General features: G+C 64.4%; 16 protein-coding genes. 12 read left to right on the top strand and 4 right to left on the bottom strand.

The features are described from left to right. The first annotated feature begins 63 nt into the window (after positions 1-63). Positions 64-2,196, top strand: coding sequence for an excinuclease ABC subunit UvrB (gene uvrB, locus EB835_RS04840; RefSeq protein WP_135808345.1), 2,133 nt, complete (start codon positions 64-66; stop codon positions 2,194-2,196). A gap of 186 nt (positions 2,197-2,382) precedes the next feature. Continuing rightward, on the top strand, positions 2,383-3,441 hold the full coding sequence (locus tag EB835_RS04835) for a TerC/Alx family metal homeostasis membrane protein (RefSeq protein ID WP_135808344.1): 1,059 nt from the start codon (positions 2,383-2,385) through the stop codon (positions 3,439-3,441). Between the two features lie 132 nt (positions 3,442-3,573). On the opposite strand, the gene EB835_RS04830 is transcribed toward EB835_RS04835, so the two are convergent. Beyond that, positions 3,574-3,864: a YciI family protein gene (locus EB835_RS04830; RefSeq protein ID WP_135808343.1), complete on the bottom strand. Its 291-nt coding sequence runs from the start codon at positions 3,862-3,864 to the stop codon at positions 3,574-3,576. A 65-nt stretch (positions 3,865-3,929) separates the two neighbouring features. On the opposite strand from EB835_RS04830, the gene EB835_RS04825 reads away from it, so the two are divergent. The 10 genes from EB835_RS04825 (at position 3,930) to secG (ending at position 17,525) form a co-directional block, all read left to right on the top strand. Next, positions 3,930-6,425, top strand: coding sequence for a DEAD/DEAH box helicase (locus EB835_RS04825; protein ID WP_135808342.1), 2,496 nt, complete (start codon positions 3,930-3,932; stop codon positions 6,423-6,425). A gap of 57 nt (positions 6,426-6,482) precedes the next feature. Continuing rightward, positions 6,483-9,353 carry an excinuclease ABC subunit UvrA gene (uvrA, locus tag EB835_RS04820; RefSeq protein WP_135808460.1) on the top strand — a complete coding sequence of 957 codons (2,871 nt, stop codon included), beginning with the start codon at positions 6,483-6,485 and terminating at the stop codon, positions 9,351-9,353. Positions 9,354-9,358: 5 nt separating this feature from the next. Then, positions 9,359-11,218, top strand: a complete 1,860-nt coding sequence (gene uvrC / locus EB835_RS04815; protein WP_135808341.1) for an excinuclease ABC subunit UvrC — start codon at positions 9,359-9,361, stop codon at positions 11,216-11,218. A gap of 78 nt (positions 11,219-11,296) precedes the next feature. Further along, positions 11,297-12,193 carry an RNase adapter RapZ gene (gene rapZ, locus EB835_RS04810; RefSeq protein ID WP_135808340.1) on the top strand — a complete coding sequence of 299 codons (897 nt, stop codon included), beginning with the start codon at positions 11,297-11,299 and terminating at the stop codon, positions 12,191-12,193. Between the two features lies 1 nt (position 12,194). Next, entirely contained in the window at positions 12,195-13,190 is a 996-nt protein-coding gene (yvcK, locus tag EB835_RS04805; RefSeq protein ID WP_135808339.1) for a gluconeogenesis factor YvcK family protein, read from the top strand. 25 nt (positions 13,191-13,215) lie between these two features. Next, entirely contained in the window at positions 13,216-14,199 is a 984-nt protein-coding gene (gene whiA, locus EB835_RS04800) for a DNA-binding protein WhiA (RefSeq protein ID WP_135808338.1), read from the top strand. 9 nt (positions 14,200-14,208) lie between these two features. Further along, positions 14,209-15,210: a type I glyceraldehyde-3-phosphate dehydrogenase gene (gene gap, locus EB835_RS04795; protein ID WP_135808337.1), complete on the top strand. Its 1,002-nt coding sequence runs from the start codon at positions 14,209-14,211 to the stop codon at positions 15,208-15,210. Next, the gene (locus tag EB835_RS04790; RefSeq protein WP_135808336.1) at positions 15,207-16,424 is read left to right on the top strand and encodes a phosphoglycerate kinase; all 1,218 of its coding nucleotides are present in this window, start codon (positions 15,207-15,209) and stop codon (positions 16,422-16,424) included. Before gap ends, EB835_RS04790 begins: the two co-directional genes overlap by 4 nt. A 14-nt stretch (positions 16,425-16,438) precedes the next feature. Further along, positions 16,439-17,224, top strand: a complete 786-nt coding sequence (gene tpiA / locus EB835_RS04785; protein WP_135808335.1) for a triose-phosphate isomerase — start codon at positions 16,439-16,441, stop codon at positions 17,222-17,224. Between the two features lie 55 nt (positions 17,225-17,279). Beyond that, positions 17,280-17,525 carry a preprotein translocase subunit SecG gene (gene secG, locus EB835_RS04780; protein ID WP_092013651.1) on the top strand — a complete coding sequence of 82 codons (246 nt, stop codon included), beginning with the start codon at positions 17,280-17,282 and terminating at the stop codon, positions 17,523-17,525. A gap of 154 nt (positions 17,526-17,679) precedes the next feature. On the opposite strand, the gene EB835_RS04775 is transcribed toward secG, so the two are convergent. From EB835_RS04775 to tkt, 3 genes are read right to left on the bottom strand one after another with little or no spacing between them, the layout of a single operon-like run. Continuing rightward, positions 17,680-19,311, bottom strand: coding sequence for a glucose-6-phosphate isomerase (locus tag EB835_RS04775; protein WP_135808334.1), 1,632 nt, complete (start codon positions 19,309-19,311; stop codon positions 17,680-17,682). Next, complete coding sequence (gene tal / locus EB835_RS04770; RefSeq protein ID WP_135808333.1) at positions 19,308-20,411, bottom strand: transaldolase; 1,104 nt, start codon at positions 20,409-20,411, stop codon at positions 19,308-19,310. The genes EB835_RS04775 and tal overlap by 4 nt, the downstream gene beginning before the upstream one ends. Further along, complete coding sequence (tkt, locus tag EB835_RS04765) at positions 20,408-22,489, bottom strand: transketolase (RefSeq protein ID WP_135808332.1); 2,082 nt, start codon at positions 22,487-22,489, stop codon at positions 20,408-20,410. The genes tal and tkt overlap by 4 nt, the downstream gene beginning before the upstream one ends. Positions 22,490-22,535 lie beyond the last annotated feature (46 nt).

Here is a 22,535-nt window from a genome sequence, read left to right as displayed (position 1 = left end):
CGCCGACGGTGTCATTCCGGCTCCGATCTGCCCAATGTCAGGGGCGGGGTCTAGGGTTGGACTATGAGCTCAGAACGCCCCCTGCCAGCGATCGGCCACCGTCCCGACGTCACCCGCGAAGTGGCGCCCTTCGAGGTCGTCTCCGAGTACTCGCCCTCCGGTGACCAGCCGACGGCGATCAATGAGATCTCCGACCGGCTCGACGCGGGGGAGCGGGACATCGTCCTCCTCGGTGCCACCGGTACGGGCAAGTCTGCGACGACTGCATGGCTGATCGAGCAGGTGCAGAGACCCACCCTCATCATGGCGCCGAACAAGACTCTGGCCGCTCAGCTGGCCAACGAGTTCCGACAGCTGCTGCCCAACAATGCGGTCGAGTACTTCGTCTCGTACTACGACTACTACCAGCCCGAAGCCTATGTGCCGCAGACGGACACGTTCATCGAGAAGGACTCCTCGATCAACGACGAGGTCGAGCGGCTCCGGCACTCGGCCACGAATTCGCTGCTGACCAGGCGCGATGTCGTGGTGGTCTCGACGGTGTCGTGCATCTACGGTCTCGGCACACCGGAAGAATACGTCGACCGGATGGTCACCCTCCACAAGGGTGACGAATGTGACCGGGACGAACTGCTCAAACGCTTCGTGTCCATGCAGTACGCCCGCAACGATATGGCCTTCACCCGCGGAACCTTCCGCGTCCGCGGGGACACCGTCGAGATCATCCCGCAGTACGAGGAGCTGGCGCTGCGGATCGAGTTCTTCGGCGATGAGATCGAGACCCTCCAGACTCTGCACCCGCTGACAGGGGAGATCGTGCGCGACGAGGAGACCATCCACGTGTTCCCCGCCAGCCACTACGTCGCCGGTGAGAACCGGATGGCGAAGGCGATCAGCGGAATCGAGGAGGAGCTGCAGAAACGGCTGAGCGAATTCGAGACGCAGAACAAACTGCTCGAAGCCCAGCGGCTGAAGATGCGCACGACCTACGACCTCGAGATGATGGAGTCGATGGGCTTCACCTCCGGCATCGAGAACTACTCCCGGCATATCGACGGGCGCGACCCCGGTTCGGCGCCGAACTGCCTGCTCGACTACTTCCCCGAGGACTTCCTCCTCGTCGTCGACGAATCCCATGTCACAGTCCCGCAGATCGGCGGCATGTATGAAGGCGATATGTCGCGCAAACGCACCCTCGTCGAACACGGATTCCGCCTGCCCAGTGCCATGGACAACCGGCCGCTGAAGTTCGATGAGTTCCGGGAGCGCGTGGGACAGAGCGTGTACCTGTCCGCCACGCCCGGCAACTTCGAACTCGGCAACGCCAACGGCTACGTCCAGCAGATCATCCGTCCGACCGGCCTCGTGGACCCCGAGATCAGAGTCAAGCCGACGAAGGGGCAGATCGACGACCTGCTCGATGAGATCAAGACCCGCGTCGATACGAACGAACGTGTGCTCGTGACGACGCTGACGAAGAAGATGGCCGAAGACCTCACCGACTATCTGCTCGAGCACGATATCCGTGTTCAGTACCTCCACTCGGACGTCGACACCCTGCGACGTGTGGAGCTGCTCACCGAGCTGCGTGCCGGTGAGTTCGATGTGCTGGTCGGCATCAACCTCCTGCGTGAGGGTCTCGACCTGCCCGAAGTCTCCCTCGTCGCGATCCTCGACGCCGATAAGGAAGGGTTCCTCCGGTCGTCGACATCGCTCATCCAGACGATCGGTCGTGCTGCTCGTAACCTCAACGGCCAAGTGCACATGTATGCCGACACCATCACGGATTCGATGCGCACAGCCATCGACGAGACCGACCGCAGGCGCGCCATCCAGATCGCCCACAACGAAGAGCACGGAATCGACCCGGCCCCGTTGGTCAAGAGGATCGCGGACATCACAGAACGTCTGCAGCGTGAAGACGAAGACACTCGTGAGCTGCTCACCGAATTCGACTACGGCAAGGGCAAACGGGGTTACAACTCGACACTGACCGACGAACAGCGGGACGCCGCGTCCAAACCCGGTTCGCTGCGCCCGCCGGCAGCCGACCTCACCGAGCTCATCGAATCGCTGACTTCGCAGATGCATTCGGCGGCCGCGGAGCTGCAGTTCGAACTCGCCGCACGTCTGCGCGATGAGCTCTCCGACCTCAAGCAGGAGCTGCGCCAGATGAAGGAGGCCGGGCACGCCTGAGCCGCACCTGTGGCGCGCGAACGATGTTTGCGTGTTTATACTGGTGTGCTGGCGAAAGGGAGTATCCCGTCCATCCGCGGTCGTCACCACGACCCCTCGAGGGGTCCGGTTGCGGAGCGCACGCAGAATCACCGCGTGGGAGAGACTTTCGACCTGGATACATCCTATTCACCACGAAAGGCTTCCATGGATACCCTGTCCTCCACGCTCGCCGCCGGCGGCAATGCTGCGGCTGCGAGCGAATCTCCGATTCCCGTCTGGTTCATGATCACCTCGGGAATCATCGTCGTTGCGATTCTCGTCTTCGACCTTCTCCTGGTCGTCAAGCGACCACATACCCCGTCGATGCGGGAAGCGAGCATCTGGGTCGCCTTCTACGTCGCTCTGGCACTGGCCTTCGCCGGTGCGCTCTTCGCCATCGGCGATGCCCAGCACGGCAGCGAATTCCTCACCGGCTGGCTGCTCGAGTACTCATTGAGCATCGACAACCTGTTCGTCTTCATCATCATCATGGGCAGCTTCTCGGTACCGCGGAAGTACCAGCAGGAAGTGCTCATGGTCGGCATCATCATCGCCATCATCTTCCGCGGCATCTTCATCCTCGCGGGTGCGGCGATCATCAACGCCTTCGTCGAAGTCTTCTTCATCTTCGGCATCTTCCTCCTCATAGTCGCCTACCGGCAGGCCTTCGGCTCCGAAGACGACGGCGACGGCGAGAACGGCCTCATCCGGTTCCTGCGGAAGCGGATCAACGTCGTCGACGAATACCACGGCAACAAGCTGCGAGTGACTCTCGACGACAACAAGAAATACTGGACCCCGATGTTCATCGTGTTCATCGCCATCGGCTCGACCGATGTGATGTTCGCACTCGACTCGATCCCCGCGATCTTCGGCGTCACGCAGAACGCCTTCCTCGTGTTCACCGCGAACGTGTTCGCCCTCATGGGACTGCGTCAGCTGTACTTCCTGCTCGGAGGACTCGTCGACAAGCTCGTGTACCTCCACTACGGAATCGCAGCGATCCTCGCCTTCATCGGCGTCAAGCTCGTCATCCACGCTCTGCACTCGAGCGATTGGGAGTTCCTCTCCTGGGGCCATTCGATCCCCGAAGTCCCGACGTGGCTGTCCCTGACCTTCATCGTCATCGCCATGGTGGTGGCTACGGTGGCCTCACTGATGAAGATGAAGAAGGACGGAATCTCGTTCAAGGACATCAGCTCCGACGAGTCCGAAGAGGCCTGAGCCGAACGGACCCGGTTGTGCAGGCACCGCCTCGGCGCCTGCACAACAAGAGCGGGGTCCGTCTCGATCTCTCGAGACGGACCCCGCTCCTCTCTGCTCCTCCCGGGCCGACCCGGACGGGCAGGACGGCCCTCAGCCCTCGGCGAACGGCCCGAACACAGGAGTCCACTCGCGGACGACCGTCGACTCGATGACACCGACGGAAGCATAGGGATCCTCAGCGAGATGCCCTTCGACCTCGCCGCGATCGGCGGCACTGACGATCAGCAGCCCTCCCGGCTGCGGATCATCGTCCAGGGGACCGGACGCGAGGATCCTCCCGGCCTCGTTCATCTCCGCTTGCCAGCGGCGATGCGCGGGGCGGTGTTCCATCCGCGTATCCGTATCAGGACCATAGTGATATGTGACGGCGAAGACCGGCATATGTGACTCCTCGGTGTCGAGCAATAGGATGGAACCAGTCTAATCGGAAAGGTCTGTGCATCAGCGTGGCCAGATTGCAGGAGATCCCAGCAGAATTCGCGGACGACGACACGATCTATGAGTCGTTCGGCGAATACTGCGCAGAGATCGGCGTAGAGCCGTACCCGGCTCAGGACGAGGCGTTCCTCACGATCCTCGCCGGGGACAATACGATCATGGCGACACCGACGGGATCGGGGAAGTCGCTCGTCGCGCTCTTCGCCCTCTACCAGTCCTTCACCCGTGGGATCCGGTCCTACTACACTGCCCCGCTCAAGGCGCTGGTGAGCGAGAAGTTCTTCTCCCTCATCGACGCCTTCGGCGCCGAGAACGTCGGGATGATCACCGGTGACTCCACCGTCAACGCCGATGCTCCCGTCATCTGCGCCACAGCAGAGATCCTGGCTAATCAGGCGCTGCGCGAAGGAGGAATGCTCGACGCCGGAATGGTCGTCATGGACGAATTCCACTATGTCGCCGATCCCTCACGAGGCTGGGCCTGGCAGGTTCCCCTCCTCGAGATGCCGCAGACCCAGTTCGTCCTCATGTCCGCCACCTTGGGCGACACCACCGACATCCGACGGACGATGACGGAGACGACCGGCCGCGACTCCTCCGTGGTCACCTCGGCGACCAGGCCCGTCCCATTGGACTACGAATATTCGACCGAGACGCTCTCCGACACTCTGCGCGGACTCGTCCGCAACGGCAAAGCACCGGTCTACGTCGTCTCCTACTCCCAGAACGGAGCCATCGACCTCGCCACCAACCTGCTCTCGGTCGACCTCGCCTCCAAGGAACAGAAAGCCGCGATCGCCGGGGCCATCAAGGGCTTCACCTTCAGCAAGGGATTCGGGCAGAGCCTGCGCAAGCTGCTCCTCCACGGCGTCGGCGTCCACCACGCAGGAATGCTGCCGAAATACCGTCGACTCATCGAACAGCTCGCACTGAAGGGCCTGCTGCTCGTCATCTCCGGCACCGACACCCTCGGTGTGGGCATCAACGTGCCCATCCGCTCCGTGCTGCTGACCGGACTGACGAAGTTCGACGGCCGGAAGATGCGCAGACTCACCGTCCGCGAGTTCCAACAGCTCGCCGGACGAGCCGGCCGCGCGGGATTCGACACCCGCGGCTACGTCATCGCCCAGGCCCCCGAACATGTCATCGACAACCTCAAAGCCGAAGCCAAGGCCGCGAACGACGACAAGAAGAAAAAGAAGAAGGTCAAGAAGAAGGCCGCCCCCGTCGGATTCGTCGGCTGGTCGGAAGAGACCTTCACGAAACTCATCGAGGGCGAATCCGAGACCCTGCGCCCGCGGATGAAGATCGACCATTCGACGATCCTCAACCTCGTCGCCCGTCCCGGCTCCGATGTGTCCACCATCAGCGACTTCATCGACAAGACCCACGAGAACCAAGACCGTCGCCTCGACCTCAAACTGACCGCGATCAGCATCGGGCGCTCCCTCATCGACGCCGGCCTCATCGAGGTCCGCGGGCGAGAACTCGTCGCCACTGAGGACCTCGGCCCCCAGTTCGCGCTCAACCAGCCTTTGGCGCCGTTCGTCCTCGCCGCACTCGACCTCCTCGACGAAGATGACGACAACTATGCCCTCGATGTCGTCTCCATCGTCGAAGCGACCACCTCGGTGCCGTTCCAGATCCTGAAAGGTCAGCTCGACCGGATCAAGGGGGAGACGCTGGCCGAACTCAAGGCCGAAGGCGTCGAGTACGCCGAACGGATGGCGATCCTCGACGAGATCGAGAGCCCCGCACCGCTGGCCGAGGTGCTCGACCCGGCCTTCGACCATTTCGTCGAAACCCATCCCTGGCTGCACCGAGGCGGCTTCGAACCCAAATCCGTCGTCCGCGATATGTGCGAACAGGCCATGGGTTTCACCCAGTTCGTCGGCTACTACAGCCTCGCCCGGGCCGAAGGCAGCCTGCTGCGCTACCTCACCGACGTCTACCGTGCGCTGCTGCACAATGTGCCCGCAGAGAACCGGACCGAGGAGCTCGAGACCATCATCGAATGGTGTGGTGAGACCATCGCCCGCACGGACTCGTCACTGCTCGACGAGTGGCGGACCCTGCAGGGCCTCGACCCCACCGAACACTCCGATGATCTGCCTGCACTCGACCGGCGCTTCTCCGAGAACACGAAGATCTTCACTGCAGAGATCCGCAACGCCATGTTCCACCGGGTCCTGCTGGCCGAACGTGCGAACTACACCGAGCTCGGCCGCCTCGACGCCGAATCCGGATTCGACTCCCGCGCTTGGGAGGACGCGATCGAGGACTTCTACGACGAATACGGGGAGCTGCTCGTCGACCAGAAAGCCCGCGGTCGGGAATATATCGACATCACACCCGGTTCAGACACATGGAGCGTCCGACAGATCCTCGCCGATCCCGACGACAACAAAGATTGGGCCATCGACGCCGAGGTGGACGTGGCCGCCAGCGACGAATCCGGAGACATCGTGCTGCGCATCCTCTCCGTCGGAGAGGTCGGCGGATGATCCGGAGACCGCTGCGAATACAGCAATGTCAGTGCCGAGTAATACAGTGGTCAGGTGATGAAAACCAATAACGGTGAGCAAGTGACAGGCGTCTCCCATCTCGACACCCTGTGGGTCAAAGGCGCGCGAGCACACAATCTCAAGAACGTTGAGATCGCGCTGCCCCGCGACTCGATGGTCGTGTTCACCGGCTTGTCCGGTTCCGGCAAATCCTCGCTTGCCTTCGACACGATCTTCGCCGAGGGGCAGCGACGCTATGTCGAATCCCTGTCCTCATATGCGCGGATGTTCCTTGGGCAGATGGACAAGCCCGATGTCGACTTCATCGAAGGACTGTCTCCGGCGGTGTCGATCGATCAGAAGTCGACCTCACGCAACCCGCGTTCGACCGTCGGCACGATCACCGAGGTCTATGACTTCCTGCGCCTGCTGTGGGCACGGATCGGCATCCCCCACTGCCCTGTCTGCGGTGAGGTGATCACGAAGCAGACCCCGCAGCAGATCGTCGATCAGCTGCTCGAACTCGAGGAGCGGACGAAGTTCCTCGTCCTCGCCCCCGTCGTCCGCTCCCGCAAGGGCGAATTCGTCGACCTCTTCACCGATCTGCAGTCCAAGGGCTTCTCCCGCGCCGTCGTTGACGGTGAGCAGATCAGCCTGAGCGAACCGCCGACCCTGGAGAAGCAGTACAAGCACACGATCTCCGTGGTCGTCGACCGCCTCGTCGCCAAACCCGGAATGCGTCCCCGCCTGACCGATTCCGTCGAGACCGCCCTCGGGCTGGCCGACGGACGCATCGACATCGACCTCGTCGACGCGGGAACGACCCGCACATTCTCCGAGCACATGTCGTGCCCGAATGAACACCCGCTGACGATCGACGAGATCGAACCCCGCTCATTCTCCTTCAACTCACCGTTCGGCGCCTGCCCCACCTGCGACGGCATCGGCACCCGCCTGCAGGTCGACGAAGACCTCGTCGTCCCCGACGAGGACCTCAGCCTGGGCTCCGGCGCGATCGCCCCCTGGTCCGGCGGAAAACAGGTCTCGAAGTACTTCAACCGTCTGCTCAAGGGCCTCGGTGACGAGGTCGGCTTCGATATGAAGACGCCGTGGAAGAAGCTGCCGAAAGCGGCGAAGACCGCGATACTGACCGGCAAGGACTACAAGGTCCACGTCAGATACAAGAACCGCTTCGGCCGTGAACGCACGTATTCGACCGGCTTCGAAGGCGTCTACCAATACATTCAGCGCAAACACGAGGAAACCGAATCCGACTGGTCGCGGGAACGCTACGAGTCCTATATGCGTGAGATCCCGTGTGCCAGCTGCCAGGGCACGCGTCTCAAACCGGAGATCCTCGCCGTCAAGGTCGGGGACAAGTCCATCGCCGAAGTCTCCGAACTCGCTCTCGACGAGGCCGCCGGCTTCCTGGGGTCTCTCGAACTCAGCGACCGCGATGCCGCCGTGGCGGCGCAGGTGATGAAGGAGATCAACGCCCGCCTCGGATTCCTCCTCGACGTCGGCCTCGACTATCTCAGCCTCAATCGGGCGGCCGGCACTCTCTCCGGCGGCGAAGCTCAGCGCATCCGCCTGGCCACGCAGATCGGCTCCGGACTCGTCGGCGTCCTCTACGTCCTCGACGAGCCCTCGATCGGTCTGCACCAGCGCGACAACCGCCGACTCATCGAAACGCTCAACAAGCTCAAAGACCTCGGCAACACCCTCATCGTCGTCGAACACGATGAGGACACCATCGAATCCGCTGACTGGATCGTCGATATCGGCCCCGGTGCCGGCGAGCACGGCGGAGAGGTCGTCTACTCCGGTCCCGTCGCCGGACTCAAAGATGCCGCAGGATCGATCACCGGTGACTACCTGTCCGGTCGCCGCGAGATCCAGATGCCTCCCACCCGCCGCCCCGTCGACAAGGACCGGATGGTCACCGTCGAGAAGGCCGTGGAGAACAACCTGCGCGACGTCACGGTGTCCTTCCCGCTCGGCATCCTCACAGCCGTCACCGGCGTCTCCGGTTCGGGCAAATCGACTCTGGTCAATGAGATCCTCTACACACAGATGGCGAACGTCCTCAACGGCGCCTCCAGAGTGCCCGGACGCCACAAGCGAGTGACCGGTCTGGACAGCCTCGACAAGGTCGTCCACGTCGACCAGTCGCCGATCGGCCGCACCCCGCGGTCGAACCCCGCCACCTACACCGGGGTCTTCGACCACGTCCGCCGCCTGTTCGCCGAAACGGAATCGGCGAAGGTGCGCGGGTATCTGCCCGGACGGTTCTCCTTCAACGTCAAGGGCGGACGCTGCGAGAACTGCAGCGGCGACGGCACGATCAAGATCGAAATGAACTTCCTGCCCGATGTCTATGTCCCCTGTGAGGTCTGTCAGGGCGCCCGGTACAACCGGGAGACCCTGGAGGTCACCTTCAAGGGCAAGAACATCGCCGAAGTCCTCGACATGCCCATCGAGGAGGCCAACGACTTCTTCGCCGCGATCCCCGCGATCTCCCGCCACCTCAAGACCCTCGTCGAGGTGGGGCTGGGCTATGTCCGACTCGGCCAGCCGGCGACGACTCTCTCCGGTGGCGAGGCCCAGCGTGTCAAGCTCGCCGCCGAACTGCAGAAGCGCTCCCGCGGGCGCACCGTCTATGTGCTCGACGAACCGACGACCGGCCTGCACTTCGAGGACATCTCCAAACTGCTCATGGTCCTGCAGGGGCTTGTCGACAAGGGCAATACTGTCATCGTCATCGAACACAACCTCGACGTCATCGGCAACGCCGATCACATCATCGACCTCGGGCCCGAGGGAGGTCGCGGCGGAGGTCAGATCATCGCCCAGGGAACTCCCGAAGAGGTCGCCGAGGTGGCCGAATCGCACACCGGACGATTCCTCAAACCGATGCTCCAGCCCTGATCCGAATGCCTGACCCATCCAGCTACCGTCCGGCCACCGGGTCGATTCCCACCTCCGCCGGGGTCTACAAGTTCCGTGACCCCGACCGGCGGGTGATCTATGTCGGGAAGGCGAAGAACCTCCGGAACCGACTCAACTCGTACTTCGCCAATCCCGCCCAACTGCACCCGCGGACCTCGACGATGGTCCACACCGCGAATTCGGTGGAATGGACCGTTGTCGACACCGAGGTCGAAGCGCTGCAGCTCGAATGGACGTGGATCAACGAGTTCAACCCGCGGTTCAACGTCATGTTCCGCGACGACAAGTCCTATCCGTACCTCGCGATCACCATGAACGAGGATGTGCCCAGGGCATTCATCACCCGCGGAAAACGGCGCAAGGGCGTTCGCTACTTCGGCCCCTTCGCTCAGGTGTGGGCGATCAAGGAGACCCTCGACCTGCTGCTCAGGGCGTTCCCGATGCGCACCTGCACCTCCGGTGTCTACCGGAGGGCCGAACGCAGCGGTCGGCCCTGCCTGCTCGGCTATATCGACAAATGCGCTGCCCCCTGCGTCGGTCAGATCAGCAAGGACGACCACAAGGACCTGGCCCGCAGCATCTCCGATTTCATGTCCGGCAACACCGGTCGCTTCATCAGCCACCGGCAGAAGGAGATGGCCAGTGCCGCGGCGGACCTCGACTACGAGCGGGCGGCACGTCTGCGTGACGAGATCTCCGCTCTGCAGAAGGTCCTCGACAAGTCGGCCGTAGTCCTGTCCGTCAGCGCCGACTGCGACATCTTCGCACTCGTCACAGAGGAGCTCGAAGCCTCCGTCCAGGTCTTCCATGTGCGCCAGGGCCGCATCCGCGGCCAGCGCGGTTGGATCATCGAGCGCTCCGACGACCACACTCCGGCCGAACTCACCACCGACTACCTGCGACAGGCCTACTCCGGTCTCGACGCCGAAGCCATTCCGAAGGAGATCCTCGTCGACACCCTGCCGGCGGATCTGGACTCCCTGGAATCCTGGCTGAGTCAGCAGCGCGGCTCCCGAGTGACCGTGCGCGTGCCCGAACGCGGCGAGAAGAAGGCCGCGCTGGAGACCGTGGAGAAGAACGCGAAGGAAGCGCTCGTTCAGCACAAGCTCAAACGCTCGTCCGACCTGACGACCCGCAGCCAAGCGCTCAAGGAGATCCAGGAACACCTCGACCTGGCGGAAGCGCCGCTGCGCATCGAATGCATCGACATCTCCCACACCCAAGGGTCGAACGTCGTCGCCTCCCTCGTCGTGTTCGAAGACGGAATGGCGAAGAAGCGCGACTACCGTCACTTCGCCATCCATGGGGAAGCTGCGGCCGACGACACGGCTTCGATGTACGACGTCGTCTCCCGTCGCTTCACCCGCTACCTCGAACAGATGACCGCCGAGGAACCCGATGAGCGCTTCGGCTACCGGCCCAGCCTCCTCGTCGTCGACGGTGCGGGGCCGCAGGTCGCCGCCGCCACGAGAGCGCTGACCGATCTCGGCATCGTCGACATCTCCGTCGTCGGCCTGGCCAAACGCCTCGAAGAGGTCTGGGTCCCGGACGATCCGTTCCCCGTCATCCTGCCACGCAACTCCGAAGGACTCTTCCTCATGCAGCGGCTGCGCGATGAGGCTCACCGCTTCGCCATCTCCTATCACCGATCCAAACGCGCTAAGGCGATGACGAGCTCGGTGCTCGACGACGTCCCGGGCCTGGGGGAGTCGAAGCGCACCGCTCTGCTGCGGCATTTCGGATCCGTGAAGAAGGTCCGCGCCGCCACCGCCGAAGAGATCTGCGAGGTCAAGGGAATCGGTCCCTCCCTCGCCGCGAAGATCGTCGCGGCTCTGGCCGACTGAGCTCTGCGAATCTGCCCTAGAGTAGTGCCCAGACACATTGTGCCCACCGACCGAACGGGCACGATCAGAGGAGGACGAGTGAGCATACAGGCCGAATCGAACGGATCCGACCACCCCATCGAGGTTGTGCTCGTCACCGGAATGTCGGGAGCCGGTCGCACCACTGTGGCCAATGTGCTCGAAGACATGGACTGGTACGTCGTCGACAACCTGCCCCCGCAGATGATGCGTCCGCTCGTCGAGCTCGTCGCCCGCGCCGACGGCGCCCTGCCGAAGATCGCAATCGTCATCGACGCCAAGGGACGGACGAAGTACACCGAACTGCAGGAGACGATCAGCGACTTCGTCGATCAGGGACTGTCCCTGCGCATCGTCTTCCTCGACGCCTCCGACGAAGTCCTCGTCCGACGCTTCGAATCGACGAGGCGGCCCCACCCCCTGCAGGGGGAGGGGACCCTGCTCGAAGGCATCGAAGCCGAACGCTCCCAGCTCGAGTCGCTGAGGCACCGGGCCGATATCATCATCGACACCTCCGATCTCAATGTGCACCAGCTGTCGGCGGAAGTGCGCAAACGCTTCAGCGACGACGACACCCCGCCGCTGCGTCTGACGGTCATGAGCTTCGGGTTCAAATACGGACTGCCGAAGGACGCCGACCACATCGCCGACGTCCGCTTCCTGCCCAACCCGTACTGGATACCCCACCTGCGCGGGCACAACGGACTCGACTCCGATGTCGCAGCGTACGTCCTCGAACAGAACGGCGCCGAGGAGTTCATCGAACGCTATGCCGCAACCCTGGCCACGGTCGCAGAAGGCTACCTGCACGAGGGCCGCGGCTACGCGATGATCGGCATCGGCTGCACCGGCGGCAAACACCGGTCGGTGGCGATCAGCGAACGCGTCGGCAAGCTCCTGTCGGCGCAGACCGGCATCCCCGTGACCGTGCGTCATCGCGATCTGGGAAGAGAATGACATGGAGACCGAAGATCTGCCTGTCATCACCACGGGCGCTCAGAACGATGGTCCGGGTATCGTCTCCTTCGGCGGCGGACACGGGCTCTATGCGGCGCTGAGGGCATTCCGTCTGCTCACCGAAGACCTCACCGCCGTCGTCACCGTCGCCGACGACGGCGGCTCCTCCGGGCGTCTGCGCGACGAACTCGGCGGTCTGCCACCCGGAGATCTGCGGATGGCTCTGGCTGCGCTCTGCGATGACGGCACCTGGGGTCAGACCTGGCGTGATGTCATCCAGCACCGTTTCGAATCCGCAGGGGAGCTGCACGGCCACGCAGTGGGCAATCTGCTCATCGCCGCGCTGTGGCAGATCCACGGCGACCATGTGGCCGGCCTGGACTGGATGGCCAGACTGCTGCGCGCCCACGGCCGTGTGCTGCCGATGTCCTCTGTGCCGCTGACGATCGAAGCCGATGTGAAGTTCCCCGGATCATTCCAAGTCGTGCGCGGACAATCCGTGCTCGCCTCCACCATCGGCCACGTCGAGACCGTGCGCCTCGACCCGGCGGCTCCACCCGCCCGCTACGAGACGATCGAAGCAGTCGAGACAGCTGATGTCCTCAACCTCGGCCCAGGTTCCTGGTACACCTCGGTGATGCCGCACCTGCTCGTGCCCGCCTTGGCGGAGGCGATCGTGGCCTCGACAGCGGTGAAATCCCTCACTCTCAACCTCAGCTCCACCGACGGTGAGACGAAGGATCTGAGCCTCGGCGAACACCTCGTCTCGCTGCACCGGCATGCTCGCTCACTGACCTTGGACTATGTCCTCGTCGACGAGGCCGCCACCGAACTCGAACCCGACCTGCCGGAGCGGGCCGAGGACATGTTCGGAGCGAAACTCTGGGAACGTCCTCTGCGCTCACGGAAGCAGGGACAGCATGACAGCCTCAAACTCGCGGCATGCTACCGTGACATGTTGTTGGACGCCGGGATCGGCGTCGCCGAGCAGTGGTAGAACTTCAGGTGCAGGAGGACGAGCTATGGCACTGACCGCTCAGGTCAAGGACGAATTGGCGCGAGTGAAGATCACACGCACCTCCGCCCGCAAGGCCGAGGTGTCTTCGATCTTCCGGTTCTCCTCCGCTCTTCACCTCGTCAACGGCTCCATCGTCTTGGAAGCCGAACTCGACACGGCTCAGGCAGCCAAACGGCTGCGCGCGGAGATCAAGGACCTCTACGGCCAACATGCAGATATCGTCGTCATCAACGCTGCCGGGATCCGCCGCTCCAACCGCTATCTGCTCCGGGTGAGCCGCGACGGCGGAGCCCTGGCCCGCCAGACCGGACTCGTCGACAACCGCGGCCGTCCCGTGCGCGGACTGCCCTCGGCCATCGTCAACGGCTCCGTCGCCGATGCCGAAGCCGCCTGGCGCGGTGCCTTCCTCGCCCACGGATCCCTGACCGAACCGGGACGCTCCTCTGCCCTCGAGGTCACGTGCCCCGGCCCCGAAGCGGCCCTCGCCCTCGTCGGTGCCGCCCGTCGGCTCGGCCTGAGTGCCAAGGCCCGCGAGGTCCGCGGAATCGACCGCGTCGTGATCCGCGACGGCGACGATATCGCCGCCCTGCTCACCCGCATGGGCTCCCACAGCGCCGTCTTGGTCTGGGAAGAGCGGCGGATGCGCCGGGAGGTCCGGGCGACCGCGAACCGACTGGCGAACTTCGACGATGCGAACCTGCGCCGCTCTGCCCGTGCAGCTGTGGCCGCCGGTGCCCGAGTGGAACGCGCCCTCGAGATCCTCGGCGAGGAGGTCCCCGAACACCTCCGCTACGCCGGACAGCTGCGGGTGACCCACAAGCAGGCGTCCCTCGAAGAACTCGGTCAGCTCGCCGACCCGCCGATGACGAAGGACGCAGTGGCCGGACGGATCCGACGTCTGCTGTCCACAGCGGACAAGCATGCGGAAGAACTGGGAATTCCCGGCACCGAAGCCAGTCTGACCCCGGAAATGCTCGAGGATCGCTAAGATCGAGGCATGAGACGAATCGCCATCAACGGCTTCGGCCGAATCGGCCGCGCCCTGTTCCGTCTGTCCCTCGAACCCGATACCGATTTCGAGGTCGTGGCCATCAACGATCTCACCGATACGACGACCCTGGCCCATCTGCTCACCCACGATTCGGTGTGGCCGCGCTTCGACCACGACGTCGACTTCGCCGCGGAGGCGATCATCGTCGACGGACGTGAGATCGCAGTCACCAGCCAAGCCGACCCGGAGGCCATCGACTGGAATTCGCACGACGTCGAACTCGTCGTCGAGTCCACCGGACGCTTCACCCGCCAGGATCAGGCCGAGGCCCACCTCGGCGGCACCGTGAACACGGTCGTGCTCTCCGCTCCTGGGAAGGACGTCGACGCCACCCTCGTCATGGGCGTGAACGAAGACACCTTCGATCCGGCCACGCATTCCGTGGTCTCGAACGCCTCGTGCACGACGAACTGCATGGCCACCGTCGTCAAAGCCCTCGACGACGCGCTGGGCGTCGAATCCGGACTGCTCAACACCGTCCACGCCTACACGGGCGACCAGATGCTCGTCGACGGACCCCACCGGGATCTGCGCCGCGCCCGCGCAGCCGCCGTGAACATCGTGCCCACGACGACGGGAGCCGCACGCACCGTCGGGCGCGTCATGCCCCACCTCGAAGGCCGACTCGACGGTCTGGCGGTGCGCGTGCCCGTGCCCGCCGGATCGATCATCGACTTCACCTTCACCACGGGCACACCCGCCGACCGGGATGAGGTCAATGCAATCCTCGCCGCTGCAGCGGAGGGATCACCCTACCTCGACTTCTCCGCCGACGAACTCGTCTCCAGCGACATCGTCGGCACCACCGCCTCGGCGATCGTCGACTCCAAACTCACGATGGTGCTGGGAGACCAGATCAAGGTCGTGGCGTGGTACGACAACGAGTGGGGCTACACGAACCGACTCAAAGACATGGTCAGCTATATTCTCAGCGAAAGGGACTCATGAGGACATTCGACGATGCGGGCATCTTCGCCGGCCACACTGTGCTCGTCCGCAGCGATCTCAACGTGCCGATGGACGAGGGCACGATCACCGACCGCGGTCGCATCCTCGCCTCGGCCGGTACGATCAGGTCCCTCGCCGAGGCGGGAGCCAAGGTCATCGTGATGTCGCATCTGGGTCGCCCCCAGGGCGAACCGGATCCGCAGTTCTCGCTGGCTCCGATCGCCCCCGAACTCGCGGCGGCCATCGACCGTCCGGTCGCCTTCGCTACGGACACCGTCGGTGACGATGCGAAGACGAAGGCTGCTGCCCTGTCCGACGGTGACGTGCTGCTGCTGGAGAACCTGCGGTTCAATCCCGGCGAGACGGCGAAGGACGATGCTCAGCGCCAGGAATTCGCCGCCCAGCTGGCTGCCCTGGCCGATGACTTCGTCTCCGACGGATTCGGTGTCGTCCACCGCAGACAGGCCTCGGTCTCCGACATCGCCGGCCCCCTCCCGCACTACGCGGGAACCCTCGTGCGTGCCGAGGTCGAAGTCAGCGACCGGCTGCTCAACGACCCCGCCTCACCCTTCACCGTCGTCCTCGGCGGATCGAAGGTCTCGGACAAGCTCGGCGTCATCGACAACCTCATCGAACGTGCCGACAATCTGCTCATCGGCGGAGGAATGGTCTTCACCTTCCTCGCCGCCCTCGGCCACGACATCGGTTCCAGCCTGGTCGAGAAGGACCGCATCGACGACGTCAAGGGCTACCTCGAACGATCCGAATCAGGCGGTGCACACATCATCCTGCCCACCGATATCGTCATGGCCGCCTCCTTCGCCGCCGACGCCGAGAACTGGGTCCGTCCCGTCGCCGAACTCGAGGACACCCCGGCAGGAGCGGACGGACTCGGCCTCGACATCGGACCCGAATCGGCCAACGCCTACGCCGAGATCATCGCAGACTCCACCACTGTGTTCTGGAACGGACCGATGGGCGTCTTCGAATTCCCGGCCTTCGCCGCCGGCACCAAAGCCATAGCCCAAGCACTGACCGACGACGGCACCGGCGACGGACAGCGGCTGACCGTCGTCGGCGGCGGTGACTCCGCGGCCGCCGTGCGCAGCCTCGGCTTCGCCGATGACGCCTTCGGCCATATCTCCACCGGCGGCGGTGCCAGCCTCGAATACCTCGAAGGCAAGACCCTGCCCGGACTCGACGCACTCGGATGAGGAAGACAGACACCATGAGCGACCGCACCCTGCTGCTGGCAGGCAACTGGAAGATGAACCACGACCACCTCGAGGCGATCTCCGCCGTCCAGAAACTCGCCTGGGCACTCGAGGACGCGAAACTCGACGAGAGTCACTGCGAAGTCGTCGTCATCCCGCCGTTCACCGACATCCGTTCGGTGCAGACTCTTGTCCAGGGCGACAAACTGTGGCTGAAATACGGGGCCCAGGACGTCTCCCAACATGCACCTGGGGCGCACACCGGCGAAGTCGCCGCATCGTTCCTCTCCCGCCTCGGCTGCAGCTATGTGGTCATCGGCCACAGCGAACGCCGAGCGGACAACTACGAGACCAACGAGGTCGTGGCTGCGAAGACCAAGGCCGCGATCTCGGCCGAACTGACTCCGATCCTCTGCGTGGGGGAGTCCCTGGAACAGCGCCAGGGCAAGAGCCACGTCGAGTTCACCCTCGGACAGCTCGACGAATCCCTGGCCGGACTCGACGCCGCAGATCTCTCGGGACTCGTCATCGCCTACGAACCCGTGTGGGCGATCGGCACCGGTGAGACCGCAACAGCCGCCGACGCCGCCGAAATGGCTTCGGCCATCCGCGAGCGGATCGCACAGAAGTACGCCGACAGCCTGGCCCAGACGACCCGCATCCTCTACGGCGGATCAGTCAAGGCCGACAATGTGGCCGAGATCGTCGCCTCCGCGGATGTCGACGGCGCACTGGTGGGAGGCGCAAGCCTGAGTGGACCGGACTTCGCCGCTTTGTGCAAGGCCGCGGTCGCGAAGTAGACTGACAGACGCATCATTCGACGAAGCCCTCGACGAAACATAGGTTGAATCCGACGTGGAAATCCTGAACATCATTCTCATCGCGCTGCTTGTGCTCACGAGCATCTTCCTCACTCTGCTGATCCTCATGCACAAAGGCAAGGGCGGTGGCATGTCTGACATGTTCGGCGGCGGAATGTCCTCGTCGCTGGGCTCCTCGGGTGTGGCCGAGCGCAACCTCAACCGGTTCACGACGCTGATGGCGATCATCTGGGCGGCCTGCATCATCCTGCTCGGCATCCTCACCCGCTTCAACGCCTGAGACATCGTTCCCAGCTGATGCCGAGGCAATAAGACACCTGCACCGAGGCGGGTCGCCGGTGGACGAATGAGAAGGACCCCGACCGAATCGGTCGGGGTCCTTCTCATTCGTCGATCGCTCTGGCCACGAGCACTGCCGACCAGACGCGGGCAGATCAGTCGAGGCCGAAGTGGTGGAGGGGGCTGATCGACGCGATCGCCTTTCGCAGCTGTTCGAGCCCGCGGGCGCGGTCAAGCAGATGTAGGCGCAGCACGGGCCGTCCCTTCTCGGTCAGCACCGCAGCATCACCGGCGGCCTGAGCGCGCTGCAGCTGAGCGAAGCCGTAGCCTCGTCCCGGCACCAGCAGATCCGTGCGAGCCTCACCGGTGATCTGGAGGAACACTCCGTTCGGATGCCCGCCCTTGTGATACTGACCGGTCGAATGCAGGTAGCGGGGACCGAAGCCGAACGTCGTCTGCACGCCCGCATGAGCGGATACGAGCGGACGCAGCTCCGCCGACTCGGCATCGGCAATCCGATCGAGGTAGACCTGAATCCCGACGTACCCGTACTCGTCGACCTGTGCGAAGAGCTCCTGCAGAGCACCGACGAGATCCGTTGCTTCGTCGACGACGTCGAGGACGTCGATCTCTCCCTCACGGAACGTCGGCAGCTCGGATCGGTCGGAGTCCGGTCCGTCGAGCAGCTGCCTGGCCTGCGCCTTCGCCGCTTCCACATCGGGCTGGTCGAAGGGATTGACTCCGATGCTGTATCCGGCGATGGCTGTGGCGTACTCCCAGAACAGGAACAGCTCACCCAATCCGCCCGTGATCGTGGCTTCGAAACCGGACGGTGCGCCCAGCTCCGCGCCGTCGGCCGAAGGGCCGAGCAGACACAGCAGCGCGTCCGCTCGCGCATCGGAGAACCCGATGTCGGCGGGGGAGTCGACGACGACAGGAAGGATGCCCTGCCCGTCCTTGCCCAGCGATTCCGCGACGAGCTGTTCGACCCAGGCACCGAGGCCGCGCAGCTGCGGTGCTGTTTCGGCGAGGACGAGCTTCTCCGTCGTCCTGGCGTGGGCGATGCTCAGCCAGGTGCCGAATCGCAGAGCCGGGTTGTCCAGACTGTCGGCGGCCAGGCCCCGGGCGGACTCAGCCGCCTCGGCGACGATTCCGCGCACATCGGCACCGGCCAGACCCGCGGGAACGAGCCCGAAGGCCGAGAGTGCGCTGAAGCGTCCGCCGACCGAGGGATCGGCGAGGAACGTCGCGAGGAAACCCTGCTCGGCGGCCAACGCCTCGAGCTCCGTCCCCGGATCGGTGATTGCGATCATCCGGGACGCCGGATCGACGTCGATCGTTTCGAAAGCCGCTGCGAAGCTGCGTCGGATCGAATCCGTCTCGACTGTGGTTCCGGACTTCGAAGCGATGATGAGGACCGTGTGTTCGAGGTCGGTGCCGATCGCCTCGGCGACCTGGTTCGGATCCGTCGAATCGACGATCTCGAGCCGGACGCCCGCGGTCTGTGCCATCACTTCGGGGGCGAGTGACGATCCGCCCATTCCGGCCAGGCTGATCGTGCGCAGATCCTGCTCCTGCAGTCGTGTCCGCAGGGAATCGATCTGATCGAGCAGCTCTGCGGCCGCCTGCGGCAGATCCACCCAGCCCATCCGGTCCGCGGCATCCGCGGCACCGTCGAACAGTTCGGAATCCTGGCTGCTGAGTCGGGAGGCCAGACCGGCGTCGATGAGACGCGCAGCCTCGGCATCGAATTCTTCGCCGACCGGGACAGAGAGTGAGAGCTTCATGAGAGTTCCAGCGCAGTACGGATCGTGTCCTGCAGTTCGGTCCAGCTGACGTCGAACTTCTCCAGACCCTGCTCTTCGAGCACGGTCATGACGTCGGCGTAGTCGATGCCCAGTCGCGCCAGAGCATCGAAGACCTCGTCGGCGGCACGATAGTGCTCCGGCGTGATCTGCCCGGTGACCTCACCGTGGTCGGCGAAGGCCTCCAGAGTGGTCTCGGGCATCGTGTTCACGGTGTTCGGCGCGACGAGACCGGTGACATACATCGTGTCGGCGTAGTCGGGATTCTTCACTCCCGTCGAGGCCCACAGCAGGCGCTGCGGCCGGGCTCCGGCGAGTTCGAGGACCCGGAAGCGTTCGGATGTGAACAGCTGCGAGTGGATCTCTTGGGCAAGCACGCAATTGGCGATTCCTGCCTTGCCCTTGAGGTCTTCGGCCTTCGGATCGTCGATGGCATCGAGACGGGAATCGATCTCCGAATCCACACGGGAGACGAACACCGAGGCCACCGACCGGATCGTCGAGAGATCATGTCCGGCGACGCGAGCCTTCTCCAGCCCCTGGAGGAAGGCTTCGACGACGTGACGGTACCGAGATAGGGAGAACACGAGAGTGACGTTGACGCTGATCCCGGCTGCGATCGTCTCGGAGATCGCCCGGAGCCCCTCCTCGGTGGCGGGGATCTTGATCATCGCATTGGGTTCGCCGACGCGTTCCCACAGGGACTTCGCCGCGGCCACGGTGCCTTCTGCATCATGGGCCAGCGGGGGAGCGACCTCGATGGACACGCGGCCGTCCTCACCGTCCGTGGATTCGAAGACCGGTCGGAACATGCGGGCCGCCTCGGCGACATCCGCCGTGGTCAGGGCCTCGATGGCCGAATCCACATCGGCGCCGGAGGCACCGAGTTCGGCGATGGCGGAATCATAATCGTCGGAAGCGGAGATCGCGTTCTCGAAGATGGTCGGGTTCGTCGTCACTCCCGTGACGGAGGAGTCCGCGATGAGTCGGGCGAGGTCGCCGGACTCGAGCCGGGTGCGCGAGAGGTCGTCGAGCCAGATCGAGACCCCGGCTTCACCGAGCTGCTGGAGACGTTCACTCATGCTTCCGCCTTTGCTGCGTTGATGGATTCCTTGGCTGCGTCGACGACGGCCGAGGCCGTGATGCCGAACTTCTCGTACAGGGTCTGGTAGTCCGCGGACGCCCCGAAGTGTTCGATGGACACGGCACGACCGGCATCGCCGAGGTACCTGTGCCAGCTCATCGCCGAGGCGGCTTCGATGCTCACACGGGCCTTGAGGGAGCGCGGCAGCACTGTGGTCCGGTAGTCCTCCGGCTGAGCGTCGAACCACTCCTGGCACGGCATTGAGATGACGCGTGCAGCGACGCCCGAGGTCTGCAGAGCCTCGGCGGCTTCGAGGGCGATGGCGACCTCGGAGCCGCTGGCGATGATCGCCACCTCCGGCTGGTCTCCGGAGTCGGTGAGCACATAGCCGCCGCGTGCCGCCTCGGAGACGGGGGCGTACTTCTCACGGTCGAGGACCGGCACGGCCTGACGGGTCAGCACGAGTCCGCTGGGTCCGTCCGTGCGGTCGAGGATCTTCCGCCAAACGACCGCGGTCTCGTTCGCATCGGCCGGACGGACGACGTCGAGGCCGGGGATGGCGCGCAGGGCCGAGAGGTGCTCGATCGGCTGGTGCGTGGGACCGTCCTCGCCGAGGCCGATCGAATCGTGGGTCCACACGAACAGGTTCGGCAGCTGCTGGAGGGCGGCCAATCGCACGGCCGGGCGCTGGTAGTCGCTGAAGACGAGGAACGTGCCGGTGTACGGGCGGGTTCCGCCGTGGAGGGCGATGCCGTTGCCGATGAGGCCGGCGGAGAACTCACGGACACCGAAATGGATATTGCGTCCGTACTCATTGCCGGAGAACGCATCGGTCGAACGGTGCGCGGGCAGGAAGCTCGGCTCACCCTTGATCAGTGTGTTGTTCGAACCTGCGAGGTCGGCCGAACCGCCCCAGAGCTCCGGCATGGTCTCGGCGATCGCATTGAGCACCTGACCGGAGGCCGCGCGAGTGGCGATGCCCTTCTCGCTGGGTTCGAAGACCGGGAAGGCCGCATCGAGACCGGCGGGCAGCTCACGCTTGGACAGGCGGTCGAAGAGAGCCGCGTTATCCGGGTTCGCGCTGCGCCATTCGGCGAAGGATGTGTCCCATTCGAGGTGAGCGGCACGACCGCGGTCGAGGGCCTGACGGGTGTGGGCGAGGACCTCGTCGTCGACGGTGAAGGTCTTCTCGGGATCGAAGCCGAGGATCTCCTTGGTAGCCCGGATCTCGTCCTCACCGAGCGCCGAACCGTGCGATCCGCCGGTGTTCTGTGCGTTCGGAGACGGCCAGGCGATGATCGTCGACAGTCGGATGAACGACGGGCGGTTATCGGCGCGCGCGGCCTCGACGGCGGCGTGGAAGGCTGCGATGTCCTCGTTGTAGTCGTCGCCTGCGGTGAAGTCGACGTGCTGTACGTGCCAGCCGTAGGCGGCGTAGCGGGCGGAGGTGTCCTCGCCGAAGGCGATCGCGGTGTCGTCTTCGATGGAGATCTTGTTGTCGTCCCAGATGACCAGCAGATTCGACAGCTCCTGCGTACCGGCCAGCGAGGACGCTTCACCGGACACACCCTCTTCGAGGTCGCCGTCGGAGGCGAGCACGACGATCGAGTGATCGAACGGCGAGGTGCCGGGGGCGGCCTCGGGGTCGAAGAGTCCGCGTTCACGGCGAGCGGCCATGGCCATGCCCACGGCCGAGGCCAGTCCGGAGCCCAACGGTCCGGTGGTGATCTCGACGCCGGCGGTGTGCCCGACCTCGGGGTGACCCGGGGTCAGCGAACCCCACGTGCGCAGCGCCTTCAGATCGTCGAGTTCGAGCCCGAATCCGGCCAGGTAGAGCTGGATGTACTGGGTGAGCGAACTGTGACCGCAGGAGAGGACGAAACGATCACGGCCGACCCAAGTCGGGTCGGCCGGGTCGTGAGTGAGTCCGTGCTGATACAGGTAGTGGGCGATGGGAGCCAGGCTCATTGCAGTGCCCGGGTGTCCGTTCCCAGCTTTCTGCACCGCATCCGCGGCGAGGAGGCGGGCAGTGTCGACTGCGCGATTGTCGAGTTCAGTCCAGGACAGAGTTGTCATGTCGTCGAGCGATCCTTCGTTCGTCTGAGAGCGTGCATTCAAACTC

Source organism: Brevibacterium sp. S22 (assembly GCF_004745485.1).
In the GTDB taxonomy this organism is placed as follows: Bacteria; Actinomycetota; Actinomycetes; order Actinomycetales; family Brevibacteriaceae; genus Brevibacterium.
Note: the sequence above shows the minus strand (reverse complement) of the source record. Positions and strands in the feature narration are given on the sequence as shown.

Bases quoted from the DNA above. Each gene is read 5' to 3' on its own strand.
- uvrB (WP_135808345.1), top strand. From the start codon at position 64: ATGAGCTCAGAACGCCCCCTGCCAGCGATCGGCCACCGTCCCGACGTC.
- EB835_RS04835 (WP_135808344.1), top strand. From the start codon at position 2,383: ATGGATACCCTGTCCTCCACGCTCGCCGCCGGCGGCAATGCTGCGGCT.
- EB835_RS04830 (WP_135808343.1), bottom strand. From the start codon at position 3,864: ATGCCGGTCTTCGCCGTCACATATCACTATGGTCCTGATACGGATACG.
- uvrA (WP_135808460.1), top strand. From the start codon at position 6,483: ATGAAAACCAATAACGGTGAGCAAGTGACAGGCGTCTCCCATCTCGAC.
- uvrC (WP_135808341.1), top strand. From the start codon at position 9,359: ATGCCTGACCCATCCAGCTACCGTCCGGCCACCGGGTCGATTCCCACC.
- yvcK (WP_135808339.1), top strand. From the start codon at position 12,195: ATGGAGACCGAAGATCTGCCTGTCATCACCACGGGCGCTCAGAACGAT.
- whiA (WP_135808338.1), top strand. From the start codon at position 13,216: ATGGCACTGACCGCTCAGGTCAAGGACGAATTGGCGCGAGTGAAGATC.
- gap (WP_135808337.1), top strand. From the start codon at position 14,209: ATGAGACGAATCGCCATCAACGGCTTCGGCCGAATCGGCCGCGCCCTG.
- EB835_RS04790 (WP_135808336.1), top strand. From the start codon at position 15,207: ATGAGGACATTCGACGATGCGGGCATCTTCGCCGGCCACACTGTGCTC.
- tpiA (WP_135808335.1), top strand. From the start codon at position 16,439: ATGAGCGACCGCACCCTGCTGCTGGCAGGCAACTGGAAGATGAACCAC.
- EB835_RS04775 (WP_135808334.1), bottom strand. From the start codon at position 19,311: ATGAAGCTCTCACTCTCTGTCCCGGTCGGCGAAGAATTCGATGCCGAG.
- tal (WP_135808333.1), bottom strand. From the start codon at position 20,411: ATGAGTGAACGTCTCCAGCAGCTCGGTGAAGCCGGGGTCTCGATCTGG.
- tkt (WP_135808332.1), bottom strand. From the start codon at position 22,489: ATGACAACTCTGTCCTGGACTGAACTCGACAATCGCGCAGTCGACACT.